At 68.3% G+C, this 16,019-nt stretch carries 12 protein-coding genes; 5 read left to right on the plus strand and 7 right to left on the minus strand.

Features of this window, described 5'->3' with window-relative positions; all coding sequences use genetic code 11:
• The first annotated feature begins 190 nt into the window (after positions 1 to 190).
• Complete coding sequence (locus G6O54_RS30295; protein WP_165232219.1) at positions 191 to 685, plus strand: hypothetical protein; 495 nt, start codon at positions 191 to 193, stop codon at positions 683 to 685.
• A 151-nt stretch (positions 686 to 836) separates the two neighbouring features.
• Positions 837 to 1,277, plus strand: coding sequence for a hypothetical protein (locus G6O54_RS30300; protein WP_165232222.1), 441 nt, complete (start codon positions 837 to 839; stop codon positions 1,275 to 1,277).
• A gap of 44 nt (positions 1,278 to 1,321) precedes the next feature.
• On the opposite strand, the gene G6O54_RS30305 is transcribed toward G6O54_RS30300, so the two are convergent.
• The gene (locus G6O54_RS30305; protein WP_165232225.1) at positions 1,322 to 2,641 is read right to left on the minus strand and encodes a Gfo/Idh/MocA family protein; all 1,320 of its coding nucleotides are present in this window, start codon (positions 2,639 to 2,641) and stop codon (positions 1,322 to 1,324) included.
• A 394-nt stretch (positions 2,642 to 3,035) separates the two neighbouring features.
• Between G6O54_RS30305 and G6O54_RS30310 the strand changes: the two genes are divergently transcribed.
• Together G6O54_RS30310 and G6O54_RS30315 are read left to right on the plus strand one after the other, a co-directional pair.
• Positions 3,036 to 4,187, plus strand: coding sequence for a hypothetical protein (locus G6O54_RS30310; protein WP_165232228.1), 1,152 nt, complete (start codon positions 3,036 to 3,038; stop codon positions 4,185 to 4,187).
• Positions 4,188 to 4,360: 173 nt separating this feature from the next.
• A complete protein-coding gene (locus G6O54_RS30315) occupies positions 4,361 to 5,362 on the plus strand; it encodes a 3'-5' exoribonuclease YhaM family protein (RefSeq protein WP_165232231.1) in 1,002 nt (333 codons plus the stop codon).
• Positions 5,363 to 5,457: 95 nt separating this feature from the next.
• Here G6O54_RS30315 and G6O54_RS30320 read toward each other — a convergent pair whose 3' ends face one another.
• The 6 genes from G6O54_RS30320 to nuoL all read right to left on the minus strand — a co-directional run bounded on the left by G6O54_RS30320 (position 5,458) and on the right by nuoL (position 15,299).
• Positions 5,458 to 5,739, minus strand: a complete 282-nt coding sequence (locus G6O54_RS30320) for a type II toxin-antitoxin system Phd/YefM family antitoxin (protein ID WP_165232234.1) — start codon at positions 5,737 to 5,739, stop codon at positions 5,458 to 5,460.
• Between the two features lie 251 nt (positions 5,740 to 5,990).
• On the minus strand, positions 5,991 to 7,757 hold the full coding sequence (locus G6O54_RS30325; RefSeq protein ID WP_165232237.1) for a serine/threonine protein kinase: 1,767 nt from the start codon (positions 7,755 to 7,757) through the stop codon (positions 5,991 to 5,993).
• Positions 7,758 to 7,789: 32 nt separating this feature from the next.
• Positions 7,790 to 9,934, minus strand: a complete 2,145-nt coding sequence (gene glgP / locus G6O54_RS30330; RefSeq protein ID WP_165232240.1) for an alpha-glucan family phosphorylase — start codon at positions 9,932 to 9,934, stop codon at positions 7,790 to 7,792.
• Between the two features lie 313 nt (positions 9,935 to 10,247).
• Entirely contained in the window at positions 10,248 to 10,955 is a 708-nt protein-coding gene (locus G6O54_RS30335) for a hypothetical protein (protein ID WP_165232242.1), read from the minus strand.
• Between the two features lie 195 nt (positions 10,956 to 11,150).
• Entirely contained in the window at positions 11,151 to 12,878 is a 1,728-nt protein-coding gene (locus G6O54_RS30340; RefSeq protein ID WP_165232245.1) for a complex I subunit 4 family protein, read from the minus strand.
• Positions 12,879 to 12,944: 66 nt separating this feature from the next.
• A complete protein-coding gene (gene nuoL, locus G6O54_RS30345) occupies positions 12,945 to 15,299 on the minus strand; it encodes an NADH-quinone oxidoreductase subunit L (protein WP_165232248.1) in 2,355 nt (784 codons plus the stop codon).
• A gap of 377 nt (positions 15,300 to 15,676) precedes the next feature.
• On the opposite strand from nuoL, the gene G6O54_RS30350 reads away from it, so the two are divergent.
• Positions 15,677 to 16,000 carry a 2Fe-2S iron-sulfur cluster-binding protein gene (locus G6O54_RS30350; protein WP_165232251.1) on the plus strand — a complete coding sequence of 108 codons (324 nt, stop codon included), beginning with the start codon at positions 15,677 to 15,679 and terminating at the stop codon, positions 15,998 to 16,000.
• Positions 16,001 to 16,019 lie beyond the last annotated feature (19 nt).

Raw genomic sequence — 16,019 nt, forward strand, 5'->3', positions numbered from 1 at the left:
TCACGCGGGTGGTCACCTGTCCAAAACCTCACGCGGGACTATCAATCTGTGGCTTCCACATTTGGGACGGTGCCGCGACTTCCGTTGCTTTTTCCGGTGATCTGCGGCGGTATACTACGGATAGGGATGAAGGGCCTTCGTCGGTCGAATCCGCGGCGCAACCGTGACTTCAAATCAGGGGGTAGAGCCGATGCGTCACTTCGCGAGCATGGTCCTGGGCGTCGGTTGCTGGCTCGGCATCGCGGCGACGGGGCACGGGCAGGTCCTCGATTATCCGCCGGCGGGCGGCCAGATGCGGATCATCCCGCCGGTCTTCCCGGCGGACGGGGCGGTGGGTGCGGGGACGGTCGAGACGTTCCCCGCCTTCGGCGGGATCTACGAGGTCATCCCTTCCGAGGTCCAGCCGGTCGCGTCCGCGGAGGAGTCCACCAGGGCGGTGAGGCGGATCGGGGCCCGGACTCGTCCGGTGAGGGCGACCAGGAGGTATGCCCGCGCCGGCTCGCAGCCACCGGCACCCTATGGCACGCCGCTGCCGATGGGACAGCTCCCCGCGCGGGGGGGGTTCCCGGCGATCGATTACGGTCCGGGGAGTCGATTCGACACGTTCGGCCAGGGGTATGACGTGAGCCCCTACGGGTCACGGTTCTTCGGCGGCTACTTCCGAGGCTTCCCGATGGCGTGGTGACCGGCCGCCCCCTCGCAGGGTCGAGGCGCGGCCCCCGGGAAATTCGGAGGGTCCGGCCGGTGCGCGGTAGAATTCCGATGCCGCAGCGCCACGGCCTCCGCCGTGCGCCGACCCCGAACACCCCGCGTCCCACCCCCCGGAGTCGCCGATCATGAGACGGCTGCTTGCGTTCGTCATCCTCGGCCTGGGCCTGACCGCGCTGCCCCGAGCGGCCTCGGCCCAGTCGACCTACAGCCCTTCCTACCGGGTCAGCGACTACTTCGCCGCGCCCGGCCTGTACGGCACCAGCTACGGCTACGCGAGCTACGGCGTCCCCCGCACCTACACGAGCTTCTCCGCCTTCCCGGGCTCGGCCTACAGCTCCAACCTTCCCCCTTACGGGTATCTCCCCGGGCGGTATGGCGTGGGCCTCTGGCGGCCCGGCTTCACCGCCCCCGGCTATGTTTTCGGGGAGCCCGCGTCCGGATACTCCTACCGGACGTTCCCGGTCGTTTCCGGGACGACGCTCACCGCGGACCAGATCGCCCCCCGGCCCTCGATCGGCGTCTACGCTCCGGCGCTCGGCCCGGGGGTGGGGCTCTACGGACGGTAGGGACGGGACGACCGCGGCCGTCGCCCGCCCCCCGCCCCGGGTCGTCAGACCCAGGGCTCGCGAGCGGCCCGCGACCGCATCCGGTTGGCCTCGTCGTCGTTGATGAACTCCTCTTTCGCGGGGTCGATCGTCAGCTTCCGCCCCAGGATCCAGGCGAGCGCCGCCGCGTGGCAGGCGATGTGCGACCGCCTCATCACGCGGGAGTTGGCGGCGGTCTGACCGCGCGAGCGGATGCAGTCGACGAAGTTCCTGGCGTGCGCGCCGACGTCGAGGCCCGATCCCGCCTGGCGGGGATCGTACCCCTTGAGCTCCTCCCGGATCGAGGGGGACGAGACCTCGATCTCGCCGCTGTCGCCGGTCTCCACCCAGCCCTGATCGCCGACGAACCGGACGGGGCAGGTCCCCAGGTGCTGGATCCATCCGGGCCGGGCGCCGAAGGGGGTCGCCAGGAAGTCGAGGATCAGCTTGACGCCGTTGGCGTAGCGAGCCTCCACGCTCCGGGGCGTGGGCACGTACTCGAGCGGCATGGTGTCGTCGGCCTGGTTGGCCCACTGGCAGAGGTCGAGCGTGTGCGCGCCCCAGTCCAGCAGCCGGGCGCCGGAGTCGAAGTCGTGGTGGCCGCGCCAGCCGCCGTGGACATACTCCGCATTGTAGGGACGCCACGGCGCGGGGCCGAGCCAGAGGTCCCAGTCCACGGCCTCGCGCGGCGGCAGGGGCTGCTCGGGGAGCCAGTCGAATCGCTCCGAGGGGATGTAGACCGAGGCATAGAGCGTGTGCAGCTTGCCGAGCTTCCCCTCGTGGGCGAGCCTCACCGCGGCCTGGAAGTTGGGGACGCTGCGCCGCTGGGTGCCGGCCTGGAAGACCCGCGCATAGTGGGTCATGGTGTCGTCGAGCGCCTGGCAATTGGCGATGGTCAGCCCGCAGGGCTTCTCGCTGTAGACGTCCTTGCCGGCCTCGGCGGCGAGGATCGAGGCGGGGGCATGCCATCGGTCTCCGGTGGCGACCAGGACGGCGTCGATGTCCGGCCGCGCCAGCAGCTCGCGGAAGTCGCGGTAGAGCTTCAGGTCGCGGTTGCCGTAGTGGCCGTCCACGAGGGCCTTGCCCGCCTCGCGACGGCTCGCCTGGACGTCGGCGATGGCCACGCACCGCAGGTCCCGCATCGCGAGCATGCTCTTGAGATCATACGTGCATCGCGGGCCGATGCCGATGACCCCGAGCGTGATCCGGTCCCCGGGCGCCACGGCGCCGCGGCCCAGGGAACTTGCAGGGACGATGGCGGGGAACGCCGCCGCAGCCCCCGCGGCGAGGGCCCCCGTGACGAACTCTCGCCGCGATGTTCCACGACCGCCGCTCGCTGGTGCCATGATGCGCTCCTCAGTCTTGCCGACGGATCACCACGGTCTTGCAGTATAGGGCGGTGGCCCTCGTCATGCTACCGCCCGGCGGGCCTGGCCGGTGCGACTGGCACAGGCCGTCCATCCCGGTTGTTTGCTCCGGCCGCCACGTCGTTTACATCGCGAACCCGATCGCTCCGGAATGGTGATTTCGTCCCAATCCCCGCCCCGCCCGCGGACGAAACCTAGACGCAGGGTTCGCCTCTCCCGCGCAGGAGTCGTACGACGACCGGCGGAGGTGTGGGCCGACGAGTGACTCGTTGATATCTCGCGACGTTCCCCCCAGCTCGATGGCGAAAGATCCGGACGGCTTCCCCCGACGGGCGAAGAAGCCGAGGGACCTTATACCGCAGGGAGGTGTTCGGTGTTGCCTTGGGAATCCCTCAGCGCCCGTGACGAACGACGATCCCGAAGCCGGACCGGCACCAATCCGCTCGAAGTGCTCGAGGAGCGGCGATTGCTGTCGTATTCGTCCCTGGGCTACTCGCTCCCCGACCTCCAGGTCCGCGGCCAGGCCGGATCGGTCGCCACCTGGGGCGGGACGTATAACGTGAGCGTCCTGCTCCAGAATACCGGCGCCAGCACCATCAACGAGCCGCAGTCGCTGGCCCCCTCGAGCCAGGTCACGTACGGGCCGGACGGGAACATCGTCCCCCCCTCGTACGTCCCGAGCTCCGCCAATGCCGACGGCACCACCGTCGGGATCTACCTCAGCTCCTCGCGCAGGAGCCTCGCGGGGGCGATCAAGATCGGGACGGTGACGTTCGATTCCGTCCCGCAGAACAGCGTGACCGAGCAGGGCGTGTCGATCACCCTGCCGCAGCACCCGGTGGGCTTCCCCACCCGGGGCGTCCTCTACGTTCGCCTGGTCGCCAACGACGGCAACAGCGTGGTGGAATCGAACGTCGGGAACAACGTCAGCCCGGCCATCCCCGTGCGGTTCATCTACCGCTCGGCCCCCATGCTGCGGACCAGCGCGCTGAGCCTCCCCACCACGCTCAACCCGGGCGACACGGTGGCGCCGACCTTCCAGATCGCCAACCTCGGGACCGCCGCCGCGGCCGCCGGCTCCGTGCAGGTGGCGCTGGTGGCCTCCACCACGCCGGACTTCAACCTCGGCAGCTCGATCGTCGGGCTCTACACGATCCCGACGAGCATCGCCCCCGCGTCGGCGAGCACGACGTCCATCGCGGGCGCCAAGCATCGCCGCCTCTTCGGCTCGCTGGTCTCCGCCACCGAGAACGTGAATCCGGGGGCCAACACGATCATCTACACCGGCTCCGCGGTCACCCTGCCGACCAGCCCGGGCACCTATTATCTCGGCGTGGTCATCGACCCCTACAACAAGCTGAGTCAGATCTCGGCGCCGACGAATCGGCTCGAGCAGATCCGGCTGGTCGGGCCGAACACCTCGGGCCTGCCCGCGGCCGGCGTGTCCGGCACCGCCTCGACCACGGACTTCCCGAACCCCGCCGACGGCCAGCCGATCGGCCTGGTCAACACCGCGACGCTCTGACCCGGACGCGCGGAGATGCCGTCGGCCGCGAGGGGACGACCCGTCGTCCCCTCCGCCGCGCGCGGGGAGTGGTTGGTTGACCTTGTCGACGGGAGCTCCCTACAATCGACCTCTCGGCGGGCCCTCGGGCCCGGCACCTCTCCCGATTCCTCGTGACCGAATCGATCCGCCGCATGAGTCGCCGCTTCGTCAATCAGCTCACCCACGGGGACTCGGTGGATGAGTCCTACCTCGTCGCCGACAAGCAGCTCCGGGCCAATCGGCAAGGCAACCTCTACCTCCAGCTCGAGCTTCGGGACAAGACCGGCAGCGTGGGGGCCCGCCTCTGGAACGCGACCGAGGAGCTCGCCCGGACCTTCGAGCCGGGTGACTTCCTCCGGGTCCGCGGCAAGACCCAGATCTTCCAGGGCTCGCTCCAGATCATCCTGACGCACGTCGACGTGCTCGACCGCAACCGGATCGAGCCGGAGGACTTCCTCCCCCAGAGCTCGCAGAACGTCGCGCGGCTCATGGCCCGGCTCCGCGAGGTCCTGCTTGCGATGCACAACCCGCATCTCAAGGCCCTGGTCGAGTGCTTCCTGATCGACGACGAGTTCGTGCGGAAGTTCACCTCGGCGCCGGCGGGGATCAAGAACCACCACGCCTACCAGGGCGGGCTGCTCGAGCACGTCGTCACGATCCTGAACGTCGCGGACCGGATCCTGGACCTCTACCCCGAGGTCGATCGCGACCTGCTGCTGACGGGGATCTTCCTCCACGACGTCGGCAAGATCGAGGAGCTCTCGTATGACCGGGCCTTCGCCTATACGGACGAGGGCCAGCTCGTGGGGCACCTGGTCATGGGGGTGGAGATCCTCACCGATCGGATCCGGTCCACCAAGGCCCTCACCGGCGAGCCATTCCCGGCCGACCTGGCGCTCCGCCTCAAGCACATGATCGTCAGCCACCACGGCTCTTACGAGTTCGGCAGCCCCAAGCTCCCGATGACGGTCGAGGCGATCGCGCTCCACTACCTCGACAACCTGGACGCCAAGATCCACGCCTTCAGCCGCGAGATCCGCGACGATCCCAGCCGCGACTCGGCGTGGACCCCGTTCCAGCAGAGCATCGGCCGTCGCCTCTACAAGGGGGCGCCCGCCGGCTCGACGTCGGAGACCGAGTCGTCCGAAGCCTGAAAAGCCGGCCGGCCCCCACTACTACGGCCCCTCCCGGGCGGCACGGGACGCACCGGCGGACCGACGCGGCGAGTCCCGGGCTCGTCTCGAGATCGTCAGACCGCGACCAGGGCCTCGTCTTCCTGCTCATCCCCCGTCGACGAGGCCTGCTCCAGCCCCTGCACGAGGGCACCGAGCTGGAGTGCGAGCAATCGGTCCTCTGGGCTTGCGCCCCGGAGGATCGACAGGAAGGCCTCCGCACCGATCAGGACCGCCTTCGGCTTGTTATGAATCGTCAGGACACAGCGGGCCGAGGGATCTTCCAGGTTCTCGAGCACTTTGGGCAGGGCGCGATGAAGTTCACGGCTTCCAATGAATCGAACGCGAGACGGAGGCATCTCTGACCTCAAGGCCGGAATCGGCCGCAACGGGACGATGCGAGGCGATCCGAGCGGACCCGCCCCGACTTCGATAGGTTACTTGCGACGAACGCGAGGGCGCCGGGTCGGCGCCCACACGTTGACTACGAAGCTCGTGCAACGAACGTTTGACATTTCTCGCCGCGGCCCGAAATTGCAGGGATCCGGGTGCAGCCTCGATGCGAGGCATGGGCGCAGTTGCCGACCGGTCCCGGGCTCGACAGGACGTCTCAGTTCGGCGAGGCCGGCGCCGGGGCCGGGGCCGGGGCCGGCGCCGCCTTTCGCGAAGTCTCGTCGGCCCCCGTGCCATGGGGGATTCCCTCCGGCGGCGCCTGCGGCGGGAGGAGGTCGGCGAGGTCGGCGTACTGCCCGTACTTCTCCCGGACCATGGCCCGCAGGGCGTCCGCCTCGGCCGGATTCCCGCTCTGGAAGGCGTGCTCCGCCCGCGATAGCTGGTCCAGGACGAAGTTCCGGCGCTCCTGCATCCGGGCCTCGATCTCCGCGGCCCGATGCATCGCCAGCAGATACCACTGGCGCTCGTCCTTGTCGTCGGGCTTCATCAGGCGGCCCATCTCCTTCCAGTAGGCCGCGGCCTGCGGGTCGTTGCCGGCGGCGACGGCCTTGGAGGCCAGGGCCTGGAATGAGACGTACTGGCGCTCGGCATCGGAATGGGGGACGGAGAACGACGTCTGGACCGGGCTGTCCAGGTTCCGGGCGCGGTTCACGGCGTCCTCGAGGAGGATCTTGTCGCGCCACTCGCGGAGCTTCTCGCCGTAGGGATGGCCCGGATGCTTGGCGTCCAGGGGATCGAGATACTCCTCCTGGGCCGTCACCCAGTCGGAACGCCTGGTCGATTTCATCAGCTCCTCGGCGCGGCGATAGAGCGTCTCCGCGCTCGGGGGCCAGAGGACGTAGGCCATCCCGCCGCCGATGACGGCGAGGGCGGCGACCATCCCGATGGTCTCCAGCCTCGCCCGGCTGAGCAGCCCGGGGGCCTCCTCCTGGTCGCCGACCGCGCGTCCCGCGAAGTACGACCCCGCCGTCGCCTTGCGGCCCTTCTTGCGGCCCCCGGACGAGGGCTTCGAGGGGGCGACGCGGGCGGGATGGACGGCCTCGGGGGAGCCCGGCTCGGCCCAGACCATGGGGATCGGCTTGCCGCCGTCGGCCAGGTCTTTCAGCCCCGTGAGCGTGTGCTCGACGGCCGCGGCGTCCCAGGGGCGGTCAGAGGGCGTCTTGGCCATCAGCCGGATGATCAGCTCGTCCAGCTCCCTGGGGATCTTCTCGACCTTGTCCGAGGCACGCGGCGGGGGCTGATTCAGGTGGTTGTGCATCAGGATCACGGCCGACGCGCCGTCGAACGGCGTCGTCCCGGTCAGCATCTGGTAGAGCAGGACCCCCAGCGAGTAGAGGTCCGTCTTGTGGCTGACGGCCGGGGTGCCGCGGATCTGCTCCGGGGCCATGTAGGCCGCGGTCCCCAGCGTGCGGCCCGGGGCCGTCAACTGGGTGGTCCGGTCCAGGTCCTTGGCGATCCCGAAGTCGGTCAGCTTGAGGACCCCGTCCCGGGTCATCATCAGGTTGGACGGCTTCAGGTCCCGGTGGACGACGTTCTTCTCGTGCGCGTAATGGAGGGCCGAGCAGAGCTGGATCCCGAGGTCGACGACCTCGCGCCAGGGGAGGGCGCCGCGGTCCTGGAGGAGCTTCTCCACCGTGATCCCGTCCACGTACTCCATCGCGAAGTACGAGGTCCCCTTGTAGCGGCCCCAGGCGAACCAGCGGACGATGTTCGGGTGCCGGAACTGCTGGAGGATCTCCGCCTCGCGCTCGAACCGGTCGAAGACCTTCCCCTTCTGGCCGAGCTCGTCGTGGACGATCTTGACGGCCGCCGGCCGCCCACTGCTCTCGTGGACGGCCCGGAAGACCACCCCCATCGCCCCGGAACCGAGCACCTCCTCGAGGCGGAAGGAACCGAGCTTCTCCCCGATCATAGCCTGGCTCATGGTCGCGTCTCGTCGGGTGGCCTCGGCTCAGCTCACCAGCGCGGCATGGAGCACGACTGCCCGCCGGCCGCCGGGAGATAGCTTCGTTGTGCGTAGTCCATCACCATGCGATCGGCGTTGAACCGCCAGGCCATCGTGCGGAAGCCGTTCTTCTGGCGCTGGATCCAGCCGCGCGGCAGGCCGCTCGCATCGCGATCATAGTAGAGCGGCACGACCTGGTTCGCCAGGGTCTCGATCAACGACTCGTAGTCGCGCTTGTCCTGCACCGCCGGCTCGGCGTGCGTCCAGCCGGAGCCGATCGCGAAGCCGTTGGTGCCGTCGTAAGCCTCCGCCCACCAGCCGTCCAGGACCGAGAAGTTGAGGGTGCCGTTGAGCACCGCCTTCTGGCCCGAGGTGCCGCTGGCCTCCTGGGGCCGCCGCGGGTTGTTCATCCAGACGTCGACCCCCTGGACGAGCGACCGCGCGACGTTCATGTCGTAGTCCTCGACGAAGACGATCTTGCCGAAGAACTCCGGCTTGCGGGTGATCCGCGCGATCCCCTGGATCAGCTCCTTGCCGTAGCGGTCCTCGGGATGGGCCTTGCCGGCGAAGACGAACTGGACCGGCTTGCCGGCGGCGTCGAGCAGCTCCGCCAGCCGCTCCACGTCCTGGAGCACCAGGCCGGCCCGCTTGTAGGTCGCGAACCGGCGGGCGAAGCCAATGGTCAGGGCGTTCGGGTCGAGCACCCCCATCGCCTGATTGCGGGCCGATTCGGGCTCGCCGCGGCGCTGGGCCTGGGCCGCCATCCGATTCCGGACGAAGTTGATCAGCCTCGCCTTGAGGACCTGCTGCGTCTCCCAGAGCTCCGCGTCGTCGACCGTGTCGATCCCCTCCCAGGTCTCCGGGTGCCGCTGCCTGACGGACCAGTTCACCCCCATGTGCCGGTCCAGCAGCAGGGCCATCTGGGGGGCCAGCCAGGTCTCCACGTGGACGCCGTTGGTGATGTGGCCGATCGGCACGTTCTCCTCCGGCACGTTGCCGAAGAGGGGCTGCCACATCCGCCGGGAGACCACGCCGTGCAGCGAGCTCACGCCGTTGGCGTAGCGCGAGAGCTTGAGCGCCAGGACCGTCATGCAGAAGGGCTCGTGGTGGTCGTGGGTGTTGACCCGCCCCAGGCCCATGAAATCGTCGTAGGAGAGGTGCATCCCCTCGCGGACCTTGCAGAGGTTCTCCTCGACGAGCTCGGACGGGAACCGGTCGTGGCCGGCCGCCACCGGCGTGTGGGTCGTGAAGACCGTCATGCCGATCACGTCGTGCATGACCTCGCCGAACGGGAGCCCCGTGAACTCCATGACCGAGCGGATCATCTCCAGGGTCGCGAAGGCGCTGTGGCCCTCATTCAGGTGCAATGCGGAGGGCGTGATCCCCAGGGCCTTGAGCGCCCGGACGCCGCCGACGCCCAGCAGCAGCTCCTGGCGGATCCGGACCCGGGCGTCGCCGCCGTAGAGCCTGGCCGTCAGGGCCCGGTCGGTCTCGCTGTTCTCGGGCAGGTTCGAATCGAGGAGCAGGAGCGTCGTCCGGCCCACCTCCACCCGCCAGATCCGGGCGTGGAGCGTGCCGCTCGCCGTGTCGATCGAGATCTTCAGGGGCTGCCCGTCCGGCCCCGTCACCGCCTCGATCGGCAGCATGTCCAGGTCGCTGTTGAGGTACGACTCCTGCTGCCAGCCATCCTTGTCCAGCGACTGCCGGAAGTAGCCCTGGGCGTAGAGGATGCCGATCGCGATCAGGGGGATGCCGAGGTCGCTGGCGCTCTTGAGGTGGTCGCCGGCCAGGACCCCGAGGCCCCCCGAGTAGATCGGCAGGCTCTCGTGCAGGCCGAACTCCATCGAGAAATACGCCACCGGCCGGGCCCGCAAGATCGAGGCGTGGACCGCCCCCCACGAGCTCGTGTCCTTGAGATACTCCGACTGGCGACGGAACGCATAATCGATCCGCGAATCGAGGGCCATCTCGGCGGACCGCTTCTCGAGCTGGTCCTGGGGCAGACGCTTGAGGAACTCGACGGGATTGTGATCCACCTCACGCCACAAGATGGGGTCGAGCTCGCGGAACAGCGCGATGACATTCGGCTGCCAGACCCACCAGAGATTGCGGGCCAGTTCACGAAGCTTGTCCACGATATGAGTCTGACCCACCATGGGTATTTCCCCTGCGGAGCGGTTCGAATGAACGGTGGTCCCCGGCATCGAGTCGCCGGCATCGGGCCACGGACAGATGTGGCCGAATGAGTTTCCGAGGAGAGAGAGGCCCGTCGGAAGGGACATAGTATGACGAGGCGACGGCGGAAAGCCAAGACCGCCGACCCGGACGGGGTATCGGGAAAGGGGCGAGGGACGAGGGACGAGGGGCGAGGAGGACGGGGGGAGAGAAGCGAGGGACGAGGGGCGATGACGGCAGGGGCGGTGGTTTTTCCTCTGTGCTCCTCGGCCCTTCACTCCCGATGGCCCTGGTTCAGGGCTGCGCGGTTCCGGAAGCTTCCGACGAGGATTTCGCCGCGCCCGTGCGATTCGACATCGCGTGGCCGCCCGGCTGCCGGTTCTCGCCGCGGAGTGTCGGCGTGGCGGAGCGACGCCCGCCCGTCGCCTGCGAGCCGCCTGCCCCGAAACCCCCGGCCGCGTTCGCGCCGCTGTAATAGGAGCTGCCGTTGCCGGCGACCTTGCCCCTCGCACCGGTCGCGCCGTGATTCACGGCCGAGGCGTTTTGATTGTACATATTCGACTGTCTAACCGGGTTGTTATTCCGCAGCACGGGGCTCCGATCGTACATCCCCACCTGATTCAGCGGGCGATTGTACCGCAGGGTCGGCACGCGATCGTACATGGCCGCCTGGTTGAGCGGATTGTTGAAATAGAGGCCGGGGCTGTGGTCATACATGCCGACCTGATTGAGCGGATTGTTGTAAAAGAGGACGGAGCTGTTGTTGTACATCCCGACCTGGTTGAGCGGATTGTTGAAATAGAGGCCGGGGTTGCCGTTGAACATCCCGCCCTGATTCACCGCGCCGTTGAACCGAAGCCCCGGGGCGTTGTTGTACATGCCCGACTGGAGGGCCGGATTCGGCATGGCCGCCCCGGCGCCCCGGTGCTGTGCCAGGGCCGGCGTGGGCCAGGATGAGCCGGCAACGATCAGCGCCGTCGCGAGTCCGCGTGCCAATGTCATGGGTGTGCCCCTTGAGCCGCGGCCAGAGCCGAAGACCCCTATCCAGCTTGCATGATACGCATCCATCCAACCGGAATTCTATGTCGGCGACGCGCTGATGTCCAGCCTGACGCATCGGATTTGGAGGGCAAAACCGGCGCGAAAAAACGAGGGGATGGCGACCGGGAGGGCCTCGTCACGATCGGCTCCGGGGGCTCAGCGACCGCGGGAGGCGATCGCCGGGGTCGCCGGCGCAACCACGGCCGCCCGGGGCACCTGGGCGTTCAGCTCCCGGGCGTGGACCACGGAGTTGACCATCTGGTTGACCGACGGGTTGACCCAGCTCAGGACCAGAGCGTTCGGGAAGACCCCCATCGCCACCGTGAGCACCACGAGCGGGACGGCGATCGTGAGCTCCCGCAGGTTCATGTCGGGGAGCCCCTTCCAGGTCTCGCTCCGGCCCAGGAAGACGCGCTGGACGGTCCAGAGGATGTAGCCGGCCGTCAGGATCACGGCCGCCGCGGCCAGCACCGCCAGGGGGATGCTGTAGTTGAACGAGGAGAGGACCACGAAGACCTCGGCGACGAACCCGCAGAGGCCCGGCAACCCCATGGAGCCGAAGAAGATGACGTAGGAGATCGCCCCGTAGAGCGGCATGATGTTGTTCAGGCCGCCGAGCTTGTCCAGGTCGCGGGTGTGCGCCCGGTCATAGATGACGCCGACCAGGAAGAACATGCCGGCCGACGTGATGCCGTGGGCGAGCATCATGAACATGGCGCCGATGACCCCGTACGCGTAATACTGCGGGTCGTTCTGGATGTTCATCACCGCCAGGCCCAGCGTGACGTAGCCCATGTGGCTGACCGAGCTGTACGCCACCAGCTTCTTGAAGTCGGTCTGGGCCATGGCCACGAGGGCGCCGTAGAGGATGCTGAAGACCCCCAGCGCCGCGACGAAGTAGGACCAGTCGTAGGCCCCCGCCGGCGCCAGCGGCCAGGCCAGCCGGATCATGCCGTAGCCGCCGATCTTGAGCAGGATCCCGGCCAGGATCATGCTGATCGGCGTGGGGGCCTGGACGTGGGCGTCCGGCAACCACGTGTGGAAGGGGAACGACGGCAGCTTCACCATGAACCCGACCAGGAACAGGATGAAGATCCAGGCCTGAATCCCCCGCCCGTAGTAGCTCGTGGCGGACGCGATGGTGGTCAGCTCCACGATGTCGAACGAATGCCCGTGGAACTCGACCGGATTCCCCGTGACGTTGACCGTGCTGATCGCCGTGATGTCGGTCTGCCAGAAATAGAGGATCAGGACGCTGACCAGGATGAAGACCGAGCCGAACAGCGTGTAGAGCAGGAACTTGATCGCGGCGTATTCCCGGTTGTCGCCCCCCCAGATGGCGATCAGGAAATACATCGGCAAGAGCATGACCTCGAAGAAGACGTAGAAGAGGAAGAGGTCGAGCGACAGGAAGACCCCCATCATGCTGGCCACGAGCAGCAGGTAGAGCGCGTAATACCCCTTCACCTGCTTGGTGATGTTCCACGACGCCAGGCAGGCCAGCAGGCTGATCAGGCCCGTCAGGACGACGAGGCTGAGGCTAATCCCGTCGAGGCCGAGGTAATACTGGATGTTGAAGTAGGGGATCCAGGCCCGGCGGACGACCAGGTCGCCGAGCCCCTGGCTCTCGTCGGGGACCGACAGCAGGTTGCCGCCGCCCGGCGTGAGGATGTTGTGCACCACCCGCTCGGCCAGCGGCCGCTGGGCCGTGCCGTCGGCCAGGTAGACGCCCAGGACCAGGATGGTGAGCACGAAGGTGACGGCCGTGACGCCGAGCGCGACGTACTTGATCGCGTCCTCCCGGCCTCGCGGCACGACGAGGACCGCGACCATGCCGATCAGGGGGACGAGCCAGAGGGAGGTCAGCAGCAGGTTGTCGCTCATGGCGAGGTCACCGGTTTCATGGTCGGGGGGAGGTCGATCGGGGCCTCTCCGGGTCTCTGGATCAGATCAGGCGGATACCCAGGCGAAGACGGTGGCGAACAGGGCGACGAGCGCCGCGGCCAGGAACATCAGGTAATTCCGGAGCTTCCCCGTCTGGAGCCCGCGGCTGCGGTCGCCCACCGCGTAGACGATCTCGCCGACGAGGTTGACCAGCCGGTCCACCCCGAGGGCGTCGAAGAGGCCGTCGAATCGGCTGACCTGCGCGGTCAGCGAGGCGAGGCCGTTGACCACGCCGTCGATCAGGACCTTGTCGAACCGGCCGCAGAGCCGGGCGAAGGCCAGGCACGGCTGCACCAGCACGGCCCGGTAAAGGTCGTCGAAATACCACTTGTTCTTGAAGAGCGTGTAGAGCCCGTGGAACCTCCGGGCCGCCGCCGCCGCGCTCAGCCGCTGGGGGACGAAGTACGGCAGGCCCGGCGGGGCGTAGTAGAGGAAGCCGAGCCCGATCCCCACCGAGGCGATGACCAGCGACGCCAGCAGCGCGAGGTTGTGCGCCCAGTGGGCGTTGATCACGTTGGCGGGCTGGCCGTAGGCCAGCATCTGCTCCAGGACCGGCGTCCCGAAGGGGAGGCCCAGCCAGATCGTCCAGCCGGCGAAGACGCTGCAGACCGCCAGCGCGATCAGCGGCCGGGTCATGATCGGCTCGCTCTCGTGCGCGTGGGCGGCCGGATTCTGGTCGTGATGATGGGCGCCGTGGCCGTGCGCCTCCTCCTCCTCGGCCAGCTCGTGCTCCTCGTCCAGGTGCTGGTGGACGGCCTGGACTTCAGCCTGGCCGGAGAAGCCCCGCGGCTCGCCCGCGAACGTCAGCAGCCACATCCGGAACATGTAGAAGGCCGTGATCGTCGCCCCGAGCGCCGGGAGCATGAAGAGCAGGAAGTGCTCCGGACTCTGGGCGACCCGGGCGATGGCCGCCGCCAGGATCGCGTCCTTCGAGTAGAACCCGCTGAAGAACGGGACGCCGCAAATCGCCAGCGTGCCGACCAGCATCGTCAGCGCGGTGATCGGCATCTTCCGGTAAAGGCCGCCCAGCGCCGGCATGTCGTAGGTGTGCACGCTGTGATAGACGCTGCCGGCGCCCAGGAAGAGCAGGGCCTTGAAGAAGGCGTGAGTGATCAGGTGGAAGAGCCCCGCGGCGCGGCCGCCGACGCCGAGCGCCAGCATCATGAACCCGAGCTGGCTGACGGTCGAATAGGCGAGCACCTTCTTGTAATCGGTCTGGACCACGGCGATGGTCGCCGCGATCAGGAGCGTGATCCCGCCGGTGTACGCGATCACCAGCAGGGCCGCCGGGGTGAAGAGCGGGAAGAATCGCCCGACCAGGTAGACGCCGGCCGCGACCATCGTCGCGGCGTGGATCAGCGCGGAGACCGGCGTCGGCCCCGCCATCGCGTCCGGCAGCCAGACGTGGAGCGGGAACTGGGCGCTCTTGCCGCAGCACCCGGCGAACACGCCGAGCCCCGCCAGGGTCAGCAACCAGGTCGGGATCGCGATCGGCGGGACGGCCTTGCTTTCCTCGGCGGGGGGATGATAGAGGACGAGGCTATCGTCGAGCCCCTGGTGGAAGGAGCCGTCGGGTGCCCGGAGCCCGGTGTTGAGCTCGTGGAAGTTGAACGTGCCCAGTTGGGTCCAGAGGATCCCCAGGCCGATCAGCATCCCCACGTCGCCGATCCGGTTGGCGATGAACGCCTTGTTGGCGGCGTCGCCGTTCGCCTTCTCCTCGTACCAGAAGCCGATCAGCAGGTACGAGCAGACCCCCACCAGCTCCCAGAACACGAAGATCATGAAGACGTTGGACGAGGCCACCAGGCCCAGCATCGAGAAGCAGAACAGGGAAAGGTAGGCGAAGAACCGGGGATAGCGGGCATCGTCGTGCATGTAGCCCATGGAATAGACGTGGATCAGCGTGGCGATGAACGTCACCATGAGGAACATGATCGCCGACAGGTTGTCGATCCGGATCCCCAGCGGGAAGGTCAGCGCCTGGCCGCGCGACCCGGCCGGCGGCCCCCCCGGCCAGTCGAAGGCGACCCAGTCATAGCTCGCCGACCAGGCATGCGGGCCGGCGCTCGCCTCGTGCGCGGCGGGCTCGGCCGCACCGTCGTGCTCGGGGGCCGCCCCCGATTCTCCGGCATGGCCGGGCTCCGCGGACGCCACGGCGTGGTGCTCGGCGAAGACGCCGTGCGCCTCGACCAGGAAATACTCGACGAAGCCGATCAGGCTGAGGACGAAGCACGCCGCGATCGCCCCGGTCGCGATGTAGGCATTGAGCCGCTTGAGCTGCCGGATGAAGAGGATCTCGACGAGGAACGCGGCCAGTGGGATCAGCACGGCGGCTGCGTAGAGACCAACCTGCCAGTTCATGACGTCTCTTCCCCACGGCGGTTCAATGGCGTGATCTCGGGTGCTCGCTCGTCGGCCCGTTGCCCGCATGGAGCGGGGACGATGTGGGAGCGACAGGCCCGACCCATCCGGCCTGTCGTTCTGGGCATCGGGGACGCGACCGGACCTTGGGCGCTGTCGTCGAGAGCCCGTGAACTATGTCACAGCCCGGAGGTCAATGCAACCCCCTGCCGGGGCGACTTCCGGGCGTCGTTTCGGGCGGCCCGCGTGCGGCTGTCTCGACGAGGCAACGGCTTGTCAGGAGGCGAGGTTGCGCCTAACCTTGCTGGGGTATCACACGCCTTGCGTCGGACCGGATTCATCGGGCCGCCGGTCATTCATCCGAGGGGATTGCGACCATGCCGACCGTGACTGTCGAGGGTGAGAAGTCGTTCGAGGTGGAATCGGGCAAGAAACTGGTCCTCGCCATCGAGGACGCGGGCATTGACATCATGCACAAGTGCGGTGGCAACGCCCGGTGCACCACCTGCCGGGTGGAGATCCTCGGGGGCACCCCCGACGCCCCCGGGCCGGCGGAGAAGGTCCGCCTGTCCAAGGAGGCGGACCTCGCCCCCAATACCCGCCTCGCCTGCCAGGTCCTGGTGACCGGCGACCTCTGGGTCTCCGTGATCAACCGCGCCGGGGCCCAGGGGGCCGACGCGGGCCCGCGTCCCAGGGACTGAGCGGCCGACGGTCGTCCCG

Source organism: Aquisphaera insulae (assembly GCF_011064615.1).
GTDB classification, from domain to species: domain Bacteria; phylum Planctomycetota; class Planctomycetia; order Isosphaerales; family Isosphaeraceae; genus Aquisphaera; species Aquisphaera insulae.